The following is a 20,554-nucleotide window of genomic DNA, read 5'->3' as shown; positions in this document are numbered from 1 at the left end:
GACCCCGCCTCGTGCCACCTTGGGACGATCCCATGGTCACGCGACGCAGTGCATGACGTCGGGCGCAACCAGGGTGCCAGAGATCGCGACCGGTAGCGTTCAGGCAGGGGAGTGAAGGCCGAGGCTCTGCCGGAAGCGAGCCGCATCCTCAGCCGCAAGGCGCGCCCAACGCGCGGCATTGACCCGCGAGGCCGAGGCGGCCTCCGGGAGGTTGCCGAGGACCCAATCGCGGATCGCGGCCGCTGCGCGGTCGGGATCGTCCGGATCGATATGCAGGCCAGACCCGGCCAGGACCTCCTCGAAGACCTCGCCCCGCGGCGCGATCACCGGGAGGCCGCCATGCTGTACTTCGAGCAAAGGCAAGCCGAGGCCTTCGGCCTTGGAGGTCGAGACGAGCGCGTGGCTCTCCTCCACCCTGCGCCGCATGCCGGCGTCGTCGACGCCTTGGTGGAGGGAGAGGAAGGGCGGCGGATCGCGCAGGAAGGCGTGCTGGCCCCAGCCGATCCGCCCGACGATATCGAGATGGGCCGGCATTCCGGCCGCGTTCAGGGCACCCGTGATTGCGATCGCGGCCGGATAATTCTTGCGCGGCTCGATCGTTCCGATCGCCAGGAGGCGGAGCGTCTCGCCTGGCCGGAAGCGGCGGGGCGGGGCGGCGCCGGCGAGCCCGAACACGTCGCGGGCGGGAGGTCGGAGGAGGCGGATATCGGCCTCGGGGCTCGCGAAAGCCCGGAGCGCCGTCGCCGTCGTCTCCGAATTGACCAGAAAACGCTGCCCGTGCCGGACCGCGAAGCCGAAAGCAGGTGCCATGTAGCGCCGCGCCTTCCAGTTCAGGTCCTCGGGGCGCGTGAGCAGGAAGGTGTCGTGGACATAGATGATGCACCGCGATCCGAGCCTCACGGCCAGCGGGCCCGGCGGAAAGCCGGGAAAGATCAGGAGGGCCGAGCGGTCGAGGAGTCCGCGCCCGGCGATCCCGACCTGCTGCTCCATCAGCATGTGGAGGAGATTCCGGCTCCGGACGGCTTCAACCCGATGCGGGGCGAGCGCCTCGGCCGAGAAGAGATCGAGCCCGACGCGCTCGATGCCGGTGACGTGGCCGCGCAGATGCGTCTGGTCGACGATGATGCGGCGGGACTGGTCCTCCGTTCTCCCGGCCATCACCGCGCGCTCCACCCGAGGAGCCGGGCCGCCTCGCGCCGGGCCCTGTAGCCGGCATAGAGCGCGCGCCGCATCCAGAGCGGCTGCGTCCTGCCCCATACCCGCTGCTTCAGCCGCCGCGCGAGCCGGATGAAGGGCCGGGAGGCCGGGCCGACCGTCGCGCCGGCCCCGGGATGGGGCGCCGAAGCGAAAGCAAAGCTGCCAAGGGTCTCGGCGCCTAGCCGGATGCGGCCGTCCTCGGACGCTGGCAGCCGCAAGCCCAATTCGACGAAGGCGTCGTGCAGCGTGAGATAGGAGGCGGCGTGGCTGTTCCGGCTCTCGAGCGCCATCCTGCCCCAGCGCGACAGATTGGCCAGCCGCCCGGGATCGGCGATCAAGGCCGAGATCGCGGCCGCGAGGGCGCCGGGCTCGGGCTCGACGAGCATACCGGAGACGCCGTCGATTACCGCCGTCGTGAGGCCCGTGCTGCGGTAGGCGACGGTCGGGAGGCCGCAGAGGCCCGCTTCGATCGCGGTCTGGCCCAGCGTCTCGAGCCGGCTCGCCGTGACATGCAGGTCGCAGGCCCCGTACCAGGCGGCGAGGTCGGCCTCGTCGCCGACCGGGCCCGCGAGGACGAGATTCGGCAGGGGGAAGGCTGCGGGGTCGTCGATCCGGCCGATCGCCACGAAGCCGATCCCGGGCGCTGCGACCTGGGCGAGCGAAGCCGCGAGATCGACCCCGCCCTTCGAGGGCTGGTCGGCGATCACGGCCCCGAACAGGATGAGAAAGTCCGTCTCCGAAAGGCCGAGCCGCCGGCGCAGCTCGCGCTTGTCGCCCGGACGAAACACCTGGGTCGGAAAGGCGAGGTCGATCCGAGCGATGCGGCTGCCCTCAGGCGCGAGGTGGCGGGCGCGCTCTTCCGTCCAAGCCGAATTGGCGAGCAGGAGCGGGGCGGGCGTCGTCGCCAGGAAACGCCGCTTGTCGCGGAAGACCGAGGCGATCCGGGCGGGCTGAAGCTGCGGATAGAGGTCCGGGGTCGGGCAGAGGGCGTCGCAGCCGGTCGCGATCCGGTTGCCGGGATCGGGATGCGCGCAGCGCCCCGTCAGGAGAAACAGGTCGTGCAGCACGGCCGCGACGGGCGCGCAGGCATGGAGCCGTTCCAGCATCCCGACCGTGCGGGTCGCCCCGTGCAGGTTGCCGGCCAGGATCAGATCCGGCGCCTCGGCCAGGATCGCGGCTTCGGTCGCCGGGAAGCGGTCCGTCCATTCCGCCGCGACACCCGGCGACTCGTCGTTCAGCGCATGCGGGACGACCTCGTGGCCGCCGTAGCGCAGCGCCTCAGCGAGCCGGCGATGTGCAATCCCAGCGCCCCCGTTCGGCCCGGAATCGTTCAATGCCGCGATCCGCAGCGCCCGGGGCGGGACGTTGTCGATGGCGTCCGGCTCGTTCTGCACCAGGACAGGACGCCCGATCCGGGCGAGGCGGCAGCCGGAGCGGGCGAGGCGGGGCCAGAGTTCGGCCACGGGATCGCCCGCAGCGGCGGACAAGCCGCCCGCGCGCGCGACCGCGCTTCCACGGAGCAGGATCTCGCCGCCGCGAAACGGGGCCGTGACGGAGGCGGGCCGCAATGCCGCCCGAGCCTCGTCGTCGCGGAGGAAACCCGGAGGCGAGGCCAGGATGTCGAGATGGGCAATGACGCCGTCGCGATGGATGATACGCAGGCCCGCCACCGCGTCCGCCGCGTCGAGCCAGGCAGCGAACGCGAGCGCCGCCAGGGCGCCTGGCGCAAGCGTATCGCCGGCCCGCAGGACGAGGAGAAACTCGGCCTCATACGCCGAGACCGCCGCCGACAAGGCCGCCGCCTGGCGGTCAGGCGCATCGACCACCCGCATCACATCCGCGGCGGGATAACCTTGCGAATGGATGGACCGGAGAGTTGAGCGCCCGCCGGTTTCGGCCGGACCCGCAACGAACAAGGCGATTCGCGGCCAGGCGCTCCCGTCCGGCAGGGTCGCCGGAAATTCTGCCCGACCGATATCCGTCAGCAGTAATGTCGAGGAGGCGAGTTGCACGACAGGGACGCTCTTAGGCCTGGCACCCGTCCACCCTGCGGGAGAACACCTAAAATTTGGCGCGCCGGAGCCCGGGTTTCTCTGGCCTGTGCTTCAGGGACGCTTCACCATAGCGCCGCGAAGTCCGGCGTTGCGGGCCCGCGTCGGCGATTTGGCAATCACCTGATGGTTCAGCTGATGCGGATGACGCGCTTGCCCTGCACGCCTCGCTCGACCCGCCGCGGCTTCATGGCGAAGTTGGGCGCAGCATCTGTCGCCCTTGCGTCGCCGTCGGCGGCGGCGGCTCGCCGTGGACCGATGGCGGACGCGGACGGATTACGCCAAGCCGCCGAGCGGAAGGGGCTCAGCTTCGGCACGGCCGTGAACATCACCTCGTTCCGCACCGACCCGCTCTACCGGCGCGCGGTGCAGCGCGAATGCGGCATCGTCGTCCCCGAAAACGAGATGAAGTGGGAATATGTCGAGCCGAAACCCGGCCAGGTGACCCATCTCGGCGGGGACGAGATCCGCGATGCGGCGCGGGCCGACGGGCAGCGCCTTCGCGGCACGACACTCGTCTGGCATCGCGGCATGCCGGATTGGGTGCTGGCGAAGATCACGCGCGCCTCAGGCGAGCGCCTGATGCGGGACTGGATCGGCCGCATCGCGGGGCGCTACCGGGGTCAGATCGAATCCTGGGACACCGTGAACGAGATCGTCGACCTCACGGGCGGTCGATCGGACGGCCTGCGCGTGACCCCGTGGCTTGCGGCGCTCGGGCCAGGCTATGTCGACCTCGCCTTCCACACCCTGCGCGAGGTCGATCCCAAGGCCGCCGGCCTCTGGAACGAGGACGATGTCTGCCTCGGCGCCGACTGGATGGAGGCGCGCCGAACCGCGGTCCTGCGTCTCCTCGAAACGTTTTTGGCCCGCGGCGTGCCGATCCGTCGGTTCGGGCTGCAATCCCATCTCAACTCGCTCGTGCCGCTGGACGAGACGGCGCTTCGCCGCTTCCTCGCCCGGCTCGCAGGATTGGGGCTTGCGGTCGAGATCACCGAGCTCGACATCGACGACCGTGCCTTTCCGGCCGACGTTGCGGCGCGGGACCGGGCTGTGGCCGATCTGGCGCGCCGCTACCTGGACGTCGTGCTGGACGAGCCGGCGGTCCTGAACGTTCTGACCTGGGACATCGTCGACATGAATACCTGGCTGAACGAGAGCGATCGCCGACGCCCCGACGGCCTGCCCCAGCGCAGCCTGCCTCTCGACGGAGCGTATCGGCGGAAGCCGTTATGGTCCGCGATCCGGGACGCCTTCGCCGGGGCTCCGGACCACGGCGCCGCTCGGGCACGGGCACGGGCGCGGGCCGCATGAGCAGGAACGCCCTCAGCTCGGCCGGCAGGATCTCATGATCCGCCGCCACCTCGCCCTCTATTTCCTATCGCGCGGCTTCGCGGCGGTCGGGAACCTCGTCGCGGTCGCGGTCTTCACGCGGCTCGCCGGACCGGAGGTCTACGGCCATTACGTCGTCATGTTCGCGGCCGCGCTCGTGATCAGCGGCTTTTCGGTCCAATGGATCCGCTACGCCTTCTTCAATCATTACCGGTCCGACGAGGATCGCGACTTCTTCGCGAGTTTCCTCGCCCTGATCGCGGCCTCGATGCTGGTCACGGTGGCGGTCGCCGCGATCGCTTTCGCCTTGGACGGGGCGAGTTTCGCCTTCGCGGCCGGAGCGCTGCTCATCGGGCTGGGGACGGCGCTCTTCGAGGTGATCACGGAGGTCTGCCGGACGCGGCTCGAGGTGGGCCGGGCCTCGCTCGCGCTGGTGCTGAAGGCGTCGCTGGTGCTCGCGCTCGGCACACTGGCGCTCCTGTTCGAGCAGAGCGCGCTGGCGCTCGCGGCCGGGATCGCGGTCGCCCATCTGGTCGCCAGCATCCCGGCCGCCATCACCCTCGGCCGGCTCATCGGAGGGCGTCCGACATGGCGGGAGGCCCGAAAGCTTCTCGTGTTCGGCTGGCCCCTGATGCTGTCCTTCGGGATCGGCGCCTTCGCCCAGGGGATCGACCGCTTCTACCTCGCGAGCCTCGAGGGCGCGGCGGTGATCGGCGCGTACGGTGCGCTGAGCGACATCGTCCGGGCGAGTTTCACCGTCCTGGCCGAGAGCGTGAGTCTCGCGACCGTGCCGCTCGCCAAGCGGCAATTCTCCGCGGGCGAGCGGGGCGAGGCGCTTCGCACGCTGAACCACGCCTTCCGGCTTCTCCTCGTCGTCGGCACCTTCATGACGGCGGCCTTCCTGGTCTTCGCGCCGGTGCTCCTGCCGGTCATCTTTCCCCCCTCCTTCCTGGAAGGGTCCGAGACGCTCCTGCCGCCGATCCTGGTCGCGTCCTTCCTGCTGGTCGTCCGGAACGTGTATCTCGCCCAGATCATCTACTTCACCCGCGCGAGCCAGCTCGAGCTCGTCTCGGCCCTGATCCTGGCGGTCGTGAACCTCGTGCTCTGCGCCGTCCTGATCCCGCGCCACGGAGCGCTCGGAGCGGCGCTCGCCTTCCTGGGGGGTCAGGTCGCGGCCGGACTGTTCTTTCTCCTCGCGGGACGCGGGGAGTTCAGGATGCCGACTCCCTGGCGACCGGTCGTCGGGATGGCGCTCCTCGGGATCGCGCTCACGCTCGCCGGTCAGGCCGTCAGCGGGTGGCAGTTTCCGTTACCGACAATTCTCGCGGCCCAGGCCGGGCTCTTCGTGCTGGCGCTCGCCATCACGGGGCTCGGCTTCGGACTTCGTCCGCGAACGCTGCTCGCCGAGGGAAGCGCCGTCCTGGCCGCCGTTCGACGTTAAGCGGCTCTCGCGCCGGTCAGCGGATCGCGATGAGCGACTTCGTCAGGCCGCAGAAGCGCTCCCTGAGGATCCGCCCGTCGGGGAACAACTCCGCCATCTCGCGCCCGTCGAGAAGCGACGCATCCGCCAGGATGCGATCCGCCTCGTCGAGGCTTTCGGCCCTGGGGTGGAATCCGAGCGCCGAGCGCATCACGAGGCGGCGCTGCCAAGGCCGCGGCAGCCAATGGATCGCGGGCGTCCGGAAATGCGGCTCGATCGGGAACCAGTAATTCGGCGTCTGGACGAAATAGCGGGGCGCGAGACGCCGGACTTCCGCGGCCATCCGCTTCTTGTTCGACCAGCTGCCGACATGCTCGATGACCGAGTTCGAATGCACGATGTCGAAGGCGTCGTCGGGATAGTCCGGCAGGCTGCAGGCGTCACCGGCGAGGCTCTCGAAACGGCCATCCGGCACGGGCTCGCTCGCGAGATTCACGAGCGTGACGTGCACCGGGCGGTCGCGCCAGGCCTGTTCGAGGCCCAGCCAATAGGAGACCCCGCCGCCGAGATCGAGCACACGGCAGCGCCCACGCTCCCGCACGACGTCGTCGACGAGCGCCAGGAAGGCGGCGAAGCGGCGGCGCCGGAAGGCGTTGCGGTAGACGGCGTCTTCCCGGGCCGTGTCGTCCTTCGGAAGGGCGAGGGACGTCATGGCGCGGCCTCCTGGGCGGAAGCACGCCCGAGCAGGCGCCGCATCCGCGTCTCGAGTTCGGGATGCGTGCGAAGCCAGGCGCGTCCCTGTGCGCGTGCCGCCCCCGCGAGGCCGAGCGGCGTGAGCGGCCGGACGACGTCGACCAGCGGAACCGGCTCGACACCGAACCGCCGCTTGTAATCGTAGTTGCCGACGCTGAAGTCGAACTCGCGCACGCCCTCCGCATGAAGGTGGGCCATGCTGCGCTCGATCACGAGCCGACCCGGGGAGCAATTCGTCCAGGCCGCGTCCGTGCTGCTGCTGATCCGGATCATGGTAAAGCGCCCGGCCTCGCGAAGGCCGAGGAGCGCAGCCACGATCTCGTCGCCGGCCGCAAGCGCCAGGAGCACCACGGTGTCTCCGGTTGGGTCGACCTCGACCAGCCGTCGATAGAACTCGGCCGGCTCCGGCGCGTCGAGGGCGTAGCTTTTTCGTGCGAGGCCCATGCGGATCGGTTGCTGGTGCTCGATCGCGGCCAGTACCCGCATCCGATCCTGCGAGCCCACGATTGCGCGGAACGAAGCCTCCGGGTGCCGGGAAAAGACGCGCCAGGAGCGCTCCAATTCCTTGCGGACGAGGCGCTTGATCCCGCCCCGCAGGTAGGCGTCGTAAGCATCCCCGATCCGGACCAGGTTGCCGTTCAGCTCGCAGGGCAAGGTCCGCAGGAAGGCGAGCGGATTGGGCCGATCGCGAATTGTCAGCGGCATCTTGCGCAGTTCGATCAGGTCGGCTCCGGGGAGCTTCGCCCGCAGCATGCGCCACAGCGCGGCCGCGCCCTCCGCGTCGCGCGGCGCGGCCGGCCCTAGGACCGGGGCGTTGTAGTCGATCAACTCCTGGTCGGCGAAGGCGAGGACCCGGACCATTCCGCGGCGCAGGCGGACAAGCGGGAGATGCAACGCCAGGGCGCCGGTCCTGGCGTCCGACACCGAGAGCAGGACCGGCTCGAGGTCGGCTCGCGTGGCCATGGCCCGGTACCATGAATCCAGCACGATCTGGCCCTGGAACGGGGTTCGCGCGTCCTCGCGCTCGGCCGCGTCGTAGCCGGCGGCGGCCGATTCCCAGTCATGGTCCACCCGGACGAGGTAATCCGACGCGGCGCGCGTGGGCACCTCGACCAGGGCCGCTGCCGCGCCCACCTCAGGCGGCCTTCAGGTCGACGATCTCGCCGAGCCGCTGGTCGTCGAGCCGGAAGTCGATCTGCCGGCCTTCGCGACGCTTGCGCTTGGCCCAGCCGGTCTGCCGCATGACCTTCTGCAGCACGGCCTTCGACCAGAAGGCCGGGCCTTCGGTCGCGCGTCCGACCGACGAGACGCCGAAGCGGTGACGCAGGATGCCGTTCGCCAGGTTGACCATCTGGCGCCGCCGGATGTCCTCGGTGACGAACGAGACCGTCATCGAGATGTTGAGCGTGTTGAGATTCTCGACCCGGTGCGGCGCGTTCAGGGGCCAGCTCAGCATCTGCCCGGGCTCGAGATCGTAGGCTTGCGCGTGCTCCTCGTACCAGGGATCGTAGGGCATGTTCACCTCGACATCGTGGACGGCGATGTCCTCGAGATGCTGCGGCGTCACGAAAGGCGCCGAGGCCGGGTAGACGTGGACGCGTTTGCGGCCGGAGATCTGCCAGAGGCACTGGCCGGGCAGGTCGGTGTGGTAATAGACCTGGGCGCTCGGCGACGAGATCAGGATCCCGGCCGACCGGGTCGGCGCCTCGAATCCGGGGATGCGCTCGGACAATTCCGCGAAGGTTTCGTCGAGCATCTCGCGGTAGCGCGGGTCGACATCGGTAATGTTGCGCAGGTTGAGCCACATGCGGCCCTGCGCGATCGCATCGATGACCTGGGCGCCTGAGAGCGAGCCGATCTCGCCCTCACGCCAGAAGCGCTTCGCTTCCCCCTGCGCGCCCATATAGACGAGGCTGTAATGCTCGCGGGGATAGCGCGAGATCAGCTCGGCCAGCCCTTCCCTGGAGAAAAGCGGGGTCTGGTGGAGCCGGTGCTCCAGCCGGATCGGCTGATTGTTCCAGAGCGCGCTCGCCTTGGCGGGCCACGAGGTGAAGACCGGGTTTGGGCGCATGGCTCGACCTCCTCGCGCGCGGGTCCCGATTGGGACAGCCCGTCCCGACCCGGGACAGGGAACTCCGCTGCAGCTGTTCCATTCCGATGCGGCGCACGCGGGTTCGCGGGTGCCACCCTTCAGGCAGCAAGAAGCGATCCGGATTGGGAGACGGAGCCTAGCGGGCGAGTTCCCGCAGCCCGAGCCGGATCAGGGCCGGCGCCTCGGCACCCTCCGGTGCGGCCCGAAGCGCGGCCGCGATCGCAGCCGAGGCCTGGGGCGGGGCGTAGCCGAGATTGACCAGGGCCGAGACGGCGTCCGCGATGGCCGGCGGGGCGCTGCGATCCTCGACGGCGCCCGAGAGCTGCGCTAGAACCGGATCGACGGCGCCGAAAACCGGAGCCTTGTCCTTCATCTCGGCGACGATGCGGGCGGCGAGCTTCGCCCCCACGCCAGGCGCCCGCGCGATGGCGGCCTTGTCGCCGCTCGCGACCGCGGTCGCGAGCGCGCCGGGCTCCAGCACCGACAGGATCGCGAGCGCCACCTTGGCACCGACGCCCTGGATCGTCTGCAGCAGGCGAAACCACTCCCGCTCGCTGTCCGACCGGAAGCCGTAGAGCCGGATCATGTCCTCGCGGACATAGGTCTCGATCGACAGGGTGGCGGCCTCGCCTGCCGGCGCAAGGTTCTGGAGCGTGCGCGAGGAGCAATGCACGACGTAGCCGACCCCCTGCACGTCGAGGATCACGAAATCCTCGCCGTAGGAATCGACGATGCCTTTCAGCTTACCGATCACTGCTCACCGCCAGAACCGGGCATGTCCCGATCGATCGCCTCGACTGCCCGACGAATGTTCATGGCTTCCGGGTACCGGCTCCGCAAGACCCGGCCTTGTCCGGCGCGGACGGGCCCTTGGTCTCCCGGCACTTGTCCGAGCAGTACCGCACGCTCTCCCAATCTCGCGCCCATTTGCGACGCCACGCGAAGGGTCGGCCGCAGGTCGCGCAGAGTTTGCTCGGCAGGTCGGCCTTCTGGCGCATCCGGGCCATCTCAGGCCCCGAGCGCCCGGGCGCGGCGGTGATGGGCATGCGTGATCGCGACCGCGAGCGCGTCGGCGGCATCGTCCGAGGCCGGGTCCGCCTTCGGCAGGAGGATTCGGATCATGGCCTGGATCTGGCGCTTGTCGGCATGGCCCGCCCCGACCACCGACTTCTTCACGAGGTTCGCCGCGTATTCCGCGACCGGAAGCCCGGCAAGGGCCGGGACCAGCAACGCCACCCCGCGCGCGTGGCCGAGCTTCAGGGTCGATTGGGCATTCGTGTTGACGAAGGTTTCCTCGACGGCGACCTCGTCAGGCATCCCGGTCCGGAGCACTTCGGCGATGCCGTCGTGGAGTTCGCGCAGGCGATCGGCCAAAGCCGCCTTGTCGGAGGAGAGGACGACGCCGCTCGCCACATAGGCGAGGCGCGACCCTTCGATCGTGACGAGGCCCCAGCCCGTCCGCCGGAGGCCCGGATCCAGGCCGAGGATGCGAACCGGTGCGGTCACGCCGCGAGAATCGGCGGGCTTCGCAATCAACCCATCTTCGACATGAGGGCGTCCGAGACTTCGAAATTGCCGTAGACGCTCTGCACGTCGTCGTGGCTGTCGAGCGTCTCCATGAGGCGAAGCAGCTTCTCGCCCACCTCGTCGTCGACCGCGACCGCGTTTTGCGGCCGCCAGACGAGCGCCGATTTCCGGGGCTCGCCGAAGCGGGCCTCGAGCGCCTTCGACACCTCGGCGAGCGCCCCCTGGTCGCAATAAACAATGTGGCCGGCCTCGGCGTCGGACTCGACATCGTTCGCGCCGGCCTCGATGGCGGCCTCCAGCATGGTGTCGTCGTCGCCGACCTTGGCGTCGAACTCGACCATTCCGACATGGTCGAACATGAAGGCGACGGACCCCGTTTCGGCAAGGTTTCCGCCGGATTTGGTGAAGACCGAGCGGACGTCCGAGGCCGTGCGGTTCCGGTTGTCGGTCATGGCCTCGACGATGATCGCGGCGCCGCCGGGACCGTAGCCTTCGTAGCGGATCTCCTCGTAATTCTCGGCGTCGCCACCCTGGCTCTTCTTGATCGCGCGCTCGATGTTGTCGCGCGGCATGTTCTCGGCCCGGGCCGCCAGGATGGCGGAGCGCAGGCGCGGATTCATGTTGGGATCCGGCATGCCCATCTTGGCCGCGACCGTGATCTCGCGCGCGAGCTTGGAAAATACGCGCGACCGAACCGCGTCTACGCGGCCCTTCCGGTGCATGATGTTCTTGAACTGGGAATGCCCGGCCATGCTACCCGACCCGTCCTGGGCGGCGGCACGCTTGCGTGCGCCGCATATCGCGATCCTGCCAGGCGGATTAGGGTCTTATCGGGCGCCTGTCATCATGGCCGGCGCGACCGAGGGAGGGACGTCGCCGATGCTGAGCCTCGAAGGCAAGGTCGCGATCGTGATGGGATGCGGCTCGTCGGGCCCCGGCTGGGGCAACGGCAAGGCGACGGCCGTGCTGTTCGCGCGCCAGGGGGCGACATTGGTCGGGACCGACCGCAACCTCGACGCCGCCGAGGAGACGGCCCGGATCATCGGGGAGGAAGGCGGCACGGCCCATGTCGAGGCCTGCGACGCGACCAGCGCCCGGGAGGTCGAAGCCTTCGTGCGCCGCACGCAGGAGCGTTTCGGCCGGATCGACGTGCTGGTGAACAATGTCGGCCAGTCCGAGCCCGGCGGGCCGGTCGACATGGCCGAGGAGGTCTGGGCGGCGCAGTTCCAGCTCAACGCCACCACCGCCTTCCTCGGGTGCAAATACGTCATCCCGATCATGGAGGCGCAGGGCGGCGGCGCGATCGTGAACGTCTCGTCGATCGCGGCGCTCCGCTATATCGGCAAGCCGCAGGTCGGCTATGCGGCCGCCAAGGCCGCCCTGATCCAAATGACGAAGACGACGGCCGTGATCCATGCCGCCTCGGGCGTGCGGCTGAACTGCGTCGTGCCCGGCCTGATGCACACGCCGCTGGTCAACCGGCTCGCCGAGAAATACGCGGCCGGCGACTACGAGGGCTTCGTCAACAAGCGCCACAACCAGGTCCCGATGGGCCGGATGGGCGACGCCTGGGACATCGCCCACGCCGCCCTGTTCTTGGCCTCGGACGAGGCCCGCTACGTGACGGGGACCGAGATCGTGGTCGATGGGGGGATCACGGCCGCGACGCGGTGACGGCGGCGTCCCCCTCAGGCGGAGGCCGCTTTCCAGCGCTCCTCCCAGTCCGGCGCGACCGTGAGACTGCTGGGCTTGGTGCCGTGACCTTCGTGCTGCATCCGGGCCCGGATGAACCGTAGCGCCTGATGCAGGCCGTGGCTGGAGACGGGCTTGTTCAGCACGCCGGCGGCTCCCGCGAAATCGGCCGGGATGCGTTTCACGTTCGACGTCATGAACACGACGACGTTGTCGAGACGGACGAGCTGGCGCACCACATCCACCCCCGTCGGACCATCGGCCAGGTGGATGTCGACGAGGGCGAGATCGGGCCGGGTGCGCTCCGCCAAGAGGATCGCTTCGCTGGACGACATCGCGCAGCCGACCACCTCATGACCGGCATCGGTGATGTCGTCTTCGAGTTGCATCGCGATCAGGCGCTCGTCTTCGACGATCAGGATACGAAGCGGACTCATGGGTCAGGTACCGTTCTGCACGCGGTCGATCGGAATAGCGATCTCGATCCGGGTCCCGGGATCGGCGGACGACGAGACCACATCCGCCTGAAGTTGCAGGGCGAAATTCTCGATGAGGGTGCGTCCCAGCGAGGTTCGTCGCGAGACTTCGGGCGGTGTCCCGATCCCGTCATCCTCCATCTTGATGAAGAAACGGTCGCCGCGCGGCTCGACCTCGATCCGGATCCGCCCACCCCGGTCCGGGAAGGCATGCTTGATGGCGTTGGTGACGAGCTCGTTGACCATGAGGGCGAGCGGGGCGGCTTTGGCGGCCGGAACCTCGACCGGTACCAGCCGGAGGTCGAGGCAGATGTCTTCCCGGCCGCTCGCCGCGACCAGATCGTTCGCGACGTCGCGCGTGAATTCCGCCACGTCGAACCGGCTCACGTCATCGGATTGGTACAGGCGGCGGTGGACCGTGCCCAACGCCTCCACCCGGCCCAGCATGGATTTCAGCGTCCGCCTGATCTGCTCGTCCGGGATGCGGCGGGCCTGGAGCGCGATCAGGGAGGCGATCATCTGAAGGTTGTTCTTCACGCGGTGATCGACCTCGTGCAGCAGCACGTTCTTGGCCGCGAGCGCCTCCTCGAGATCGCGCGTGCGCCGCTTCACCTCGGCCTCGATACGGGCATTCTCGCTGGCGAGCCGATCCCGGAGCTCGATCCGGTCGGTCACGTCGAGCTGCGAGGCGAAGAAGAACTGCGTCTCGCCCCCGCTTGACCTCACTGGCGAGAGATACAGGGCGTTCCAGAAGAAGCTGCCGTCCTTGCGGTAGTTCAGGAGATCGATGCTGATGTCCTGGTCGGACTGGATCGCGTCCCGGACGTGCCCGATGGCCGCCCTGTCCGTCTCGGGGCCCTGCAGGAAGCGGCAATTCCGGCCCATGACCTCCTCGCGACCATAGCCGGTCAGCCGTAGGAAGGCGTCGTTCGCGAAGACGATCGGATTATCGTCCTGGCGCGGATCGGTGATGATCATCGCCATCCGGGTCGCGCGGAGCGCGGCCGCGAACGGGTCGCCGCGGCCGAGTTCGTGCGGGAGGTTGCCCGTCAACTTCCAGGAGTCGCTCGATTCCATGGCAGACCCATCGCCTTTCGGCGTGAGGTCACGACGCCGGACCGACGAGAATCGTAAGAGCCGTACAAGGTTCCGTGGGGTCCGTACCCGCCGCCTCGCCGAAACGACCCGACCAGGCCAGCCGTTCCGGCTATTGCCAGAAGGCTGGCAGCCGTTCCGACAGCACCGGCCCGATCCGAACCGCGGCGGCCCGAAGGGCCAGTCCCGTCCCGTCGTCCGTCTCGACCGCAAAACCGCAGAGCGTGCCCTCGCCGGTCGCGACCTCGGCCCGCGAGCCCGGGATCTTCTCGATGAAGCGCCGGATCGGCTCCTCGCGCTGCAGGCCGAGGATCGATTCGTAGTCGCCGCACATGCCGGCATCCGACAGGAAGGCGGTGCCGGCCGGCAGGATGCGGTCGTCGGCCGTCGGCACGTGGGTGTGGGTGCCGACGACCGCCGAGACGCGGCCGTCGAGATGGTAGGCGACGGCCTGTTTCTCGCTCGTCGCCTCGGCATGGATGTCGACCAGGATCGCGTCCGCGACCTGGCCGAGGGGGCAGAGCCCGACCTCGCGGTCGACCGCCGCGAAGGGGTCGTCGAGCGCCTCCATGAAGAGGCGCCCCAGAGCGTTCACGACGAGGAGACGCCGTCCGTCCCGAAGGTCGATCAGGTTCGCGCCGCGTCCGGGCGCACCGGCCGGATAGTTGCAGGGCCGGATCAGCCGGGGCTGCCGGGCGATGAAGACGAGCGCCTCGCGCTGGTCCCAGGAATGGTTGCCGAGCGTCACCGCGTCCGCGCCCGCCTCGATCAGCTCGGAGCAGATCGCTTCCGTGATGCCGAAACCGCCGGCGGAGTTCTCGCCGTTGATCACGACGGCGTCGAGGGCCCAGAGTTCGCGCAAGGCCGGCAGCCGGTCGGTCACGGCGCGGCGGCCGGGCCGCCCGACGACGTCGCCGAGAAAGAGGATGCGCATCAGCGCGCTCCCCGGCCGGGCCGGATCACCTCGCGCTCCGTCACGATCACGTCGAGAGGGCAGTCATGCGGGTCCTGCGGGACGCGCTCGATCTCCTGGACCGAGAAGGCGAGCCCGATCGTGACGAGCGGATGCCGGGCCGAGAGCGTCGCGATGGCGCGGTCGAAATGGCCCTTGCCGTAGCCGAGCCGCCCACCGTCGCGGTCAAAGGCGCAGAGGGGCACGAGGAGCGCATGCGGAAACACCTCGGCCGCGTCCGGCCCGGGCTCGCGCACGCCGAAACCGCCATGGACCAGCATGTCGTCCGGCCGCCACTCGCGCCAGGACAGGGCCGGGTGGATGATTTGGGAGAGAGCGACGATCCGGCCTCGCTCGACGAGCGCCTGCATGATCGGGCGGGGATCCACCTCGCTCCGCATCGGCCAATAGCCGCCGACGGGTTCGCTTTCCGCGAGTTCCGGAAGGGCAAGCGCCTGGGCCGCAATCGCTTGCGAGGCCTCGGTCCGAAAGGGCTTCTCGAGTGCATCCCGGCGCGCGAAACCCTCTTCGCGGAGGCGGCGCTTCAGCGCGTCGGTGTCGGGGTCGGTCATGCGGGAGATAGGTGCGGAGCCACGAGAGCCGTTGGAGATCGATCCCGGGAACCTACAACGTAGGTGGGGACCGTGTTGACCAAGTCCACGGACAAGGCCAGGGACAGCCCCCTTTGGAATCGATAAGGCCCCGGGGATATTGTCTCCTGACGCGCCCCGCAGCCCCGCCCTCGGAATATAGCCACGAGGCCGGGCGGACGCCAGCCCCGGCCGGCCATCCCGCAGCAGCCGGTGGCGGCGACGGCGCGAGATCGGCGGCCGGTCGGTGTGGCAGAATCGCAACCCGGCGGAGAGGTTTGTCGGGGTATAACCCGGGCCATCCCCCCGTGGGGCCACGGGTTACGGGTTCGACGAGTATGATCATGAATAGCGGGAATGCCGGTTCCGACGACCGGGACGAGCGGGCTTTGCTCAGCCGCCGATGGTTCCTCGCCGGTTCCGCCGTGAGTCTCGGGTCGCTCGGACTGGCCGGCTGTGCCTCGACCGACTTCGCCGAGGCGTCCAGGCTTTACGGGCCGGTGCCCGAGGAGAAATTCCCGATCCCGGCGGTCGACGTCAGCAAGGTCGATCCGAAATTCTATCGCCGCACGATGGCCTACGCCACGAAGGAAGCGCCCGGCACGATCATCGTCGATCCAGGCAACTACTATGTGTACCGGATCGAGGAGGGCGGAAACGCGACCCGCTACGGCGCGAATGTCGGCCGCGACGGGTTCCGCTGGAGCGGTGACGCCTATGTCGGGCGCAAGTCCGAATGGGCGACCTGGACCCCGCCCCGGGAGATGATCAAGCGCCAGCCCGAGGTGGCGAAATATGCCCGCGGCATGCCGGGCGGCCTCGAGAACCCGCTCGGCGCCCGCACGCTCCATCTCTACCAGAACGGAGCCTATACCCTCTACACGATCTACGCGAGCAGCGACCCGGAATCGATCGGTTCGGGCGTCACGAGCGGCTGCGTCGGCCTGCTCAGCCAGGACATGATCCACCTCTATGCGCGGACGTCGGTGAAGACGAAGGTCGTCGTCCTGCCGGCGTGAGCCTAAGCGCCCCGCGCAGGTACGAGGCCGGCTCCGGACGTCGACCAGGCTGAGCGTCCGCTTGGCCGCCCGGCGCGCAGCCGCTACCGTCCGTCCAGAACCAACTGGACGGACCATGCTTCGCCTCCGCCTCCTCGCCACGCTGGCCGCAATCGTCCTGGCCCTTCCGGCCGCCGCGCAGACGATCCGGGTCGGCTCGAAGAATTTCACCGAGCAATTCATCGTGGCCGAACTCTATGCCGGCTCACTCGAGGCCGCCGGGTTCAAGGTCGACCGCAAGATCAATCTCGGGGCGACGCTGGTCGCGCACGAGGCTTTGAAGAGTGGCGCGATCGACCTCTATCCGGAATATACCGGGACCGGCCTCCTCGCCGTGATGAAGGCCGAGAACGACACGGATCCGGCGCGCGTTTTCGACAAGGTGAAGAGCTTTTACGAGAAGGAGTTCAATCTCACGTGGCTGCCGCCCTCGCGGGTGAATAACGGCAATGCCATCGTAGTGCGGCCGGACACCGCCGCCGAGTACAAGCTCAAGACCCTGTCGGAACTCGCCGCGGCTGCCCCGAAGCTGAAGCTCGGAGGCGGGTCGGAATTCTTCGATCGCTACGACGGCGTGCCCGGGCTGAAGGCCGTCTACGGCATCCAGTTCGGCGACAGCCGGCAATTCGCGGCGCTCCGGCTTCGCTACGACGCGCTCACCTCGAAACAGGCCGATGTCACCAACGGATTTTCGACCGACTGGCAGATCGCGGCCGGAAAGTTCGTCGTGCTGGAAGACGATAAGAACCTTTTCCCGCCCTACCTCCTTGCCCCGGTCGTCCGCATGGAGATCGCCCGCGACGCGAAGGTGGCGGACGCCCTTGCCCGGGTGAACGGGCTCATCGACAACGCCACGATGCAGGAGCTGAACCGGCAGGTAGAGGTCGACAAGAAGGAGCCACGCCGGGTCGCGGCGGAGTTCTTGAAGGCGAAGGGGATCGTGAAGTGACGCGCCTCGCTCTTATTCACCCAACGGCGTCATGCTGAGGATTGCTGCGGTCCGGCGAAGCCGGCGGCAGCGCGTCTCGAAGCACGCAAGACGTTGGTGCGTGCTTCGAGACGCGCCTTCGGCGCTCCTCAGCATGACGCGGGATGCAGGATCCCTCCTCGACTGGCCACGCGGTCCGTGACCTGGACCCTTCAGAATTACGACACCCTGTTCGAGGCCACGCTCCAGCACCTGCTGCTGGTCGGGGAAGCACTGGCGATCTCGCTCCTGATCTCGCTGCCGCTCGGCATCGTGTCGGCCCGGAGGCCCCGCCTCTACGGAGCCGTGATCCTCGCGACGGGCCTCCTCTACACCGTCCCGGCGCTCGCGCTGTTCGCGCTCCTCGTCCCCGTGATGGGGCTCGGCGACGGGCCGGCCCTCGTGGCGATCGTCATGTACTCCCTCCTGGTCCTGACCCGGAACGTCGCGGTGGCGCTCCGGGGCATCCCGGCCGACATCCTCGACGCCGCCGACGGCATGGGCTTCGGGCGCTGGCGGCGGCTCCTCCGGATCGAGCTGCCGCTTGCCGCGCCAGTGATCCTGGCCGGCATCCGGCTGACGGTCGTGACCCAGATCTCTGTCGCAACGGTTGCGGCTTTCATCGGGGCGGGCGGGCTCGGGGACATCATCTTCCAGGGCATCACCCAGGATATCGGCGAGAAGGTCGTGGCCGGCGCGGCGGTCGCCTCGGCCCTCGCGGTTGCAGCCGACGAGGTGCTGCGGCGCTTGGAGAAGCGGCTCCGTGCGGCCGGCGGGCTCGCGGCCTGATGGGCGCCCTCGCCGCCTGGGTCTCGAGCCATACCGACATCCTCGCCCGGACGGCCTGGGAGCATCTCGTCCTCAGCGGCGTGTCGCTCGCCATCGTGGTCGCGGTCGCGATCCCGCTCGGCATCGCGCTCGCCCGGCGCGGTCGGGCGTCGGGGCCGGTGGTGGCACTCGTGAACACGCTCCGGACCATCCCGAGCCTCGCCCTCCTCGTCGTGATGATGCCGGTCCTCGGTACCGGCATGGCTCCGTCGATCGTGGCCCTCGCCCTCTACGGGCTGCCGGCGGTGCTCCTCAACACGATGTCCGGCCTTGCCGGGATCGACCGAGACGTGCTCGACGCGGCCCGTGGCCAGGGCCTATCCGAGCCGCAGATCCTGGCCCGGATCGAATTGCCGCTCGCCGCCCCGGTGATCCTGGCCGGCATCAGGAGCGCGGCCGTGCAGATCGTCTCGGCCGCGACCCTCGCCGTCTTCATCGGCGGCGGCGGGTTCGGCGAGCTGATCTCCGCCGGAATGGGGCTGCTCGATATCCCGCAACTCGTCATCGGCGCTCTCGCCGTCGCCATGATGGCCGGCACCGTCGAGATCGGTTTCGGCTGGGCCGAGCGCGGAGCCTCCCGACGACTCGGATTGCGAACCGCATGATCCGGCTCGAAGCGGTGACGAAGCTGTTTCCGGGCTCCGCCCGCCCGGCGGTGGACGGGATCGACATCGAGGTGCCGGAGGGCCGGACCTGCGTGCTGATCGGCCCCTCGGGCTGCGGCAAGACGACGACGCTCCGGATGGTGAACCGGCTCGTCGAACCGAGTTCGGGCCGCATCCTCCTCGGCGGCCGCGACGTGACCCATGTCGACCCGGTCTGGCTCAGGCGCGGCATGGGCTACGTCATCCAGGGGACGGGGCTGTTCCCGCATCTGAGCGTCGGCGACAACGTCGCCACGGTGCCGCGCCTTCTCCGCTGGGACGCGGCCCGGGTCGCCGCACGCACGGACGAGATGCTGGCGCTCGTCGGGCTGGACCCCGCGACCTATCGGGACCGAAGGCCGGCGAGCCTGTCCGGCGGCCAGCGCCAGCGCGTGGGCGTCGCCCGGGCGCTGGCAGCGGACCCGCCCGTGCTCCTGATGGACGAGCCCTTCGGGGCGGTCGATCCCGTGGTGCGGGCCCGGCTGCAGCGCGAGGTGGCCGAGATCCTGCGCCGGCTCGGCAAAACCGTGATCCTCGTCACCCACGACATCGACGAGGCGATCCGCATGGGCAACACGGTCGCGATCATGCGGGAGGGCCGCATCGTCCAGCACGACACGCCGAACCGGCTGCTCGCCAGCCCGGCGGATGCCTTCGTGGCCGATTTCGTGGGTGCCAACCGGGCGCTGCGGCGGCTCACGTTGGTGACGGCTGGAGAGGTCGCGGCCGCCGGGCTGCCGCGGCCGCCCGGGCCGGAGATCGGGCCCGAGACGAGCTTGCAGGAGGCCTTGTCGGTCATGCTGGCCTGCGGCGTCGACGCGCTCCCGCTCGCCGACGGTCGCACGCTGACCCTGGACGCGATCCGGAAGGTCGCCGCTCTGGACGGGCCCTGACGCCCCCGCCCAGCCGGCTCAGGCAGCGCGCAGGACGAACCGGTCCTCGTTCGCGGCCGCCCGAACCAGCGCGGCCAGGTCCGGACGAGGTGCCGCGGCGCCGGTCGCCGAGACGAGCCCGCGCGCGCCCGAGAGGGCGCCCGGAACGAGTTCGAGCCCGAGGAAGCGCTCGGCCGCGTAGGGTCCCGGCAGCCAGAGCCCACCCGTGGCGTCGTGCGAAAAGCCGAACCGGCCGTAATAGGGCGCGTCGCCGACGAGGAGCACGGCCCGGTGTCCCAGGTCCCGCGCCCGCCCGATCGCCTCGCGGACGAGCTTCGCGCCGATGCCATGGCCCTGCAGCGCCGGCTCGACGGCGACCGGCCCGAGCATCAGAGCCGGGCGGCCAGGGCCGGCCGCCACGTTCCAGAGCCGGATCGTGCCGACGAGCAGACCGTCCTTCGCGACGGCGAGCGCGAGCCCGTCGGCCGGGAGCCGGCCTTCGCGCAGCCGCTCGCAAGTCTTGGCGAAGCGGGGCTCGCCGAAGCAGCGATCGAGCAAAGCGTCGCGGGCCGGGATGTCGAACGGGGTCTCGTGACGGATGGCGAACATGGGACGGGACCTTTCCCGGAGCGGGAGCAGGACCTCGCACCCGCCGGGCAGGCGGGCCGTTCGGATGTGGAGGCAGGACGTCTCCTCTCCCCGTCGAGACGGGGAGAGGCGGTTGCGCCGTCTCAGATGACGTGCGTGCGCAGCGGCGGCAGGCCGTTGAACGCGACGGACGAGTAGGTCGCCGTGTAGGCGCCCGTGCCCTCGATCTGCACGAGGTCGCCGATTTCGAGCGACACGGGCAGCCAATAGGGCGTCTTCTCGTACATCACGTCCGCGGAATCGCAGGTCGGTCCGGCGAGCACGCAGGGGACCCGACGGTCCTCGTCATGCCCGGTCCGGATGTCGTACCGGATCGACTCGTCCATCGTCTCGGCGAGGCCGCCGAACTTGCCGATGTCG

General features: G+C 69.5%; 22 protein-coding genes, 1 other RNA gene and 1 pseudogene. 8 read left to right on the top strand and 16 right to left on the bottom strand.

Translation table 11 applies throughout. The features are described 5' to 3' along the window. Window positions 1–99 precede the first annotated feature (99 nt). Both ACFE87_RS21935 and ACFE87_RS21930 read right to left on the bottom strand, forming a co-directional pair. Complete coding sequence (locus tag ACFE87_RS21935; protein WP_375461792.1) at window positions 100–1,158, bottom strand: glycosyltransferase; 1,059 nt, start codon at window positions 1,156–1,158, stop codon at window positions 100–102. After that, window positions 1,158–3,029, bottom strand: coding sequence for a glycosyltransferase (locus tag ACFE87_RS21930; RefSeq protein ID WP_375461791.1), 1,872 nt, complete (start codon window positions 3,027–3,029; stop codon window positions 1,158–1,160). Before ACFE87_RS21930 ends, ACFE87_RS21935 begins: the two co-directional genes overlap by 1 nt. A 477-nt stretch (window positions 3,030–3,506) precedes the next feature. Here ACFE87_RS21930 and ACFE87_RS21925 point away from each other — a divergent pair, with 477 nt between their 5' ends. Together ACFE87_RS21925 and ACFE87_RS21920 are read left to right on the top strand one after the other, a co-directional pair. Next, window positions 3,507–4,562, top strand: a complete 1,056-nt coding sequence (locus ACFE87_RS21925) for an endo-1,4-beta-xylanase (protein ID WP_375461790.1) — start codon at window positions 3,507–3,509, stop codon at window positions 4,560–4,562. Window positions 4,563–4,596: 34 nt separating this feature from the next. Then, window positions 4,597–6,021, top strand: a complete 1,425-nt coding sequence (locus ACFE87_RS21920; RefSeq protein ID WP_375461789.1) for a lipopolysaccharide biosynthesis protein — start codon at window positions 4,597–4,599, stop codon at window positions 6,019–6,021. Between the two features lie 16 nt (window positions 6,022–6,037). On the opposite strand, the gene ACFE87_RS21915 is transcribed toward ACFE87_RS21920, so the two are convergent. From ACFE87_RS21915 to ACFE87_RS21885, 7 genes are all read right to left on the bottom strand, one after another. Further along, window positions 6,038–6,712, bottom strand: a complete 675-nt coding sequence (locus ACFE87_RS21915) for a class I SAM-dependent methyltransferase (protein WP_375461788.1) — start codon at window positions 6,710–6,712, stop codon at window positions 6,038–6,040. Further along, window positions 6,709–7,887, bottom strand: coding sequence for a GNAT family N-acetyltransferase (locus tag ACFE87_RS21910; RefSeq protein WP_375461787.1), 1,179 nt, complete (start codon window positions 7,885–7,887; stop codon window positions 6,709–6,711). Before ACFE87_RS21910 ends, ACFE87_RS21915 begins: the two co-directional genes overlap by 4 nt. A 1-nt stretch (window position 7,888) precedes the next feature. Then, entirely contained in the window at window positions 7,889–8,824 is a 936-nt protein-coding gene (locus tag ACFE87_RS21905; RefSeq protein WP_375461786.1) for a cupin-like domain-containing protein, read from the bottom strand. 157 nt (window positions 8,825–8,981) lie between these two features. Next, a complete protein-coding gene (gene ruvA, locus ACFE87_RS21900) occupies window positions 8,982–9,599 on the bottom strand; it encodes a Holliday junction branch migration protein RuvA (protein WP_375461785.1) in 618 nt (205 codons plus the stop codon). Window positions 9,600–9,657: 58 nt separating this feature from the next. Continuing rightward, a complete protein-coding gene (locus ACFE87_RS21895; RefSeq protein ID WP_375461784.1) occupies window positions 9,658–9,852 on the bottom strand; it encodes a DUF2256 domain-containing protein in 195 nt (64 codons plus the stop codon). A gap of 1 nt (window position 9,853) precedes the next feature. After that, window positions 9,854–10,351: a crossover junction endodeoxyribonuclease RuvC gene (gene ruvC / locus ACFE87_RS21890; protein ID WP_375461783.1), complete on the bottom strand. Its 498-nt coding sequence runs from the start codon at window positions 10,349–10,351 to the stop codon at window positions 9,854–9,856. A 26-nt stretch (window positions 10,352–10,377) separates the two neighbouring features. After that, window positions 10,378–11,124 (bottom strand): YebC/PmpR family DNA-binding transcriptional regulator, encoded by a 747-nt coding sequence (locus ACFE87_RS21885; RefSeq protein ID WP_375461782.1) that lies wholly within the window; start codon window positions 11,122–11,124, stop codon window positions 10,378–10,380. Window positions 11,125–11,251: 127 nt separating this feature from the next. Between ACFE87_RS21885 and ACFE87_RS21880 the strand changes: the two genes are divergently transcribed. Continuing rightward, on the top strand, window positions 11,252–12,046 hold the full coding sequence (locus tag ACFE87_RS21880; protein ID WP_375461781.1) for an SDR family NAD(P)-dependent oxidoreductase: 795 nt from the start codon (window positions 11,252–11,254) through the stop codon (window positions 12,044–12,046). Between the two features lie 14 nt (window positions 12,047–12,060). On the opposite strand, the gene ACFE87_RS21875 is transcribed toward ACFE87_RS21880, so the two are convergent. The 5 genes from ACFE87_RS21875 to ssrS form a co-directional block, all read right to left on the bottom strand. Continuing rightward, window positions 12,061–12,501 carry a response regulator gene (locus ACFE87_RS21875; RefSeq protein ID WP_375461780.1) on the bottom strand — a complete coding sequence of 147 codons (441 nt, stop codon included), beginning with the start codon at window positions 12,499–12,501 and terminating at the stop codon, window positions 12,061–12,063. Window positions 12,502–12,504: 3 nt separating this feature from the next. Next, window positions 12,505–13,617 (bottom strand): histidine kinase dimerization/phosphoacceptor domain -containing protein, encoded by a 1,113-nt coding sequence (locus tag ACFE87_RS21870; RefSeq protein ID WP_375461779.1) that lies wholly within the window; start codon window positions 13,615–13,617, stop codon window positions 12,505–12,507. A gap of 130 nt (window positions 13,618–13,747) precedes the next feature. Further along, window positions 13,748–14,569, bottom strand: a complete 822-nt coding sequence (locus ACFE87_RS21865) for a TIGR00282 family metallophosphoesterase (protein WP_375461778.1) — start codon at window positions 14,567–14,569, stop codon at window positions 13,748–13,750. Further along, a complete protein-coding gene (locus ACFE87_RS21860) occupies window positions 14,569–15,159 on the bottom strand; it encodes a 5-formyltetrahydrofolate cyclo-ligase (RefSeq protein WP_375461777.1) in 591 nt (196 codons plus the stop codon). The genes ACFE87_RS21865 and ACFE87_RS21860 overlap by 1 nt, the downstream gene beginning before the upstream one ends. A gap of 12 nt (window positions 15,160–15,171) precedes the next feature. Continuing rightward, a non-coding RNA gene (ssrS, locus tag ACFE87_RS21855) (6S RNA) lies at window positions 15,172–15,327 on the bottom strand. A gap of 188 nt (window positions 15,328–15,515) precedes the next feature. On the opposite strand from ssrS, the gene ACFE87_RS21850 reads away from it, so the two are divergent. From ACFE87_RS21850 to ACFE87_RS21830, 5 genes are all read left to right on the top strand, one after another. After that, a complete protein-coding gene (locus tag ACFE87_RS21850) occupies window positions 15,516–16,196 on the top strand; it encodes a L,D-transpeptidase (RefSeq protein ID WP_375461776.1) in 681 nt (226 codons plus the stop codon). 115 nt (window positions 16,197–16,311) lie between these two features. Beyond that, the gene (locus ACFE87_RS21845; RefSeq protein ID WP_375461775.1) at window positions 16,312–17,184 is read left to right on the top strand and encodes a glycine betaine ABC transporter substrate-binding protein; all 873 of its coding nucleotides are present in this window, start codon (window positions 16,312–16,314) and stop codon (window positions 17,182–17,184) included. A 177-nt stretch (window positions 17,185–17,361) separates the two neighbouring features. Further along, window positions 17,362–17,991 carry an ABC transporter permease gene (locus tag ACFE87_RS21840; RefSeq protein WP_375461774.1) on the top strand — a complete coding sequence of 210 codons (630 nt, stop codon included), beginning with the start codon at window positions 17,362–17,364 and terminating at the stop codon, window positions 17,989–17,991. Further along, window positions 17,991–18,635: an ABC transporter permease gene (locus tag ACFE87_RS21835; protein ID WP_375461773.1), complete on the top strand. Its 645-nt coding sequence runs from the start codon at window positions 17,991–17,993 to the stop codon at window positions 18,633–18,635. The genes ACFE87_RS21840 and ACFE87_RS21835 overlap by 1 nt, the downstream gene beginning before the upstream one ends. Beyond that, window positions 18,632–19,567, top strand: a complete 936-nt coding sequence (locus ACFE87_RS21830) for an ABC transporter ATP-binding protein (protein WP_375461772.1) — start codon at window positions 18,632–18,634, stop codon at window positions 19,565–19,567. The genes ACFE87_RS21835 and ACFE87_RS21830 overlap by 4 nt, the downstream gene beginning before the upstream one ends. An 18-nt stretch (window positions 19,568–19,585) precedes the next feature. Here ACFE87_RS21830 and ACFE87_RS21825 read toward each other — a convergent pair whose 3' ends face one another. Further along, window positions 19,586–20,155, bottom strand: a complete 570-nt coding sequence (locus tag ACFE87_RS21825) for a GNAT family N-acetyltransferase (RefSeq protein WP_375461771.1) — start codon at window positions 20,153–20,155, stop codon at window positions 19,586–19,588. Between the two features lie 122 nt (window positions 20,156–20,277). After that, window positions 20,278–20,554 (bottom strand): annotated as a pseudogene (locus tag ACFE87_RS21820) (ornithine decarboxylase); the annotation flags it as partial.

It is taken from the genome of uncultured Enterovirga sp. (genome assembly GCF_964242715.1).
Lineage (GTDB): Bacteria > Pseudomonadota > Alphaproteobacteria > Rhizobiales > Beijerinckiaceae > Enterovirga.
Note: the sequence above shows the minus strand (reverse complement) of the source record. Positions and strands in the feature narration are given on the sequence as shown.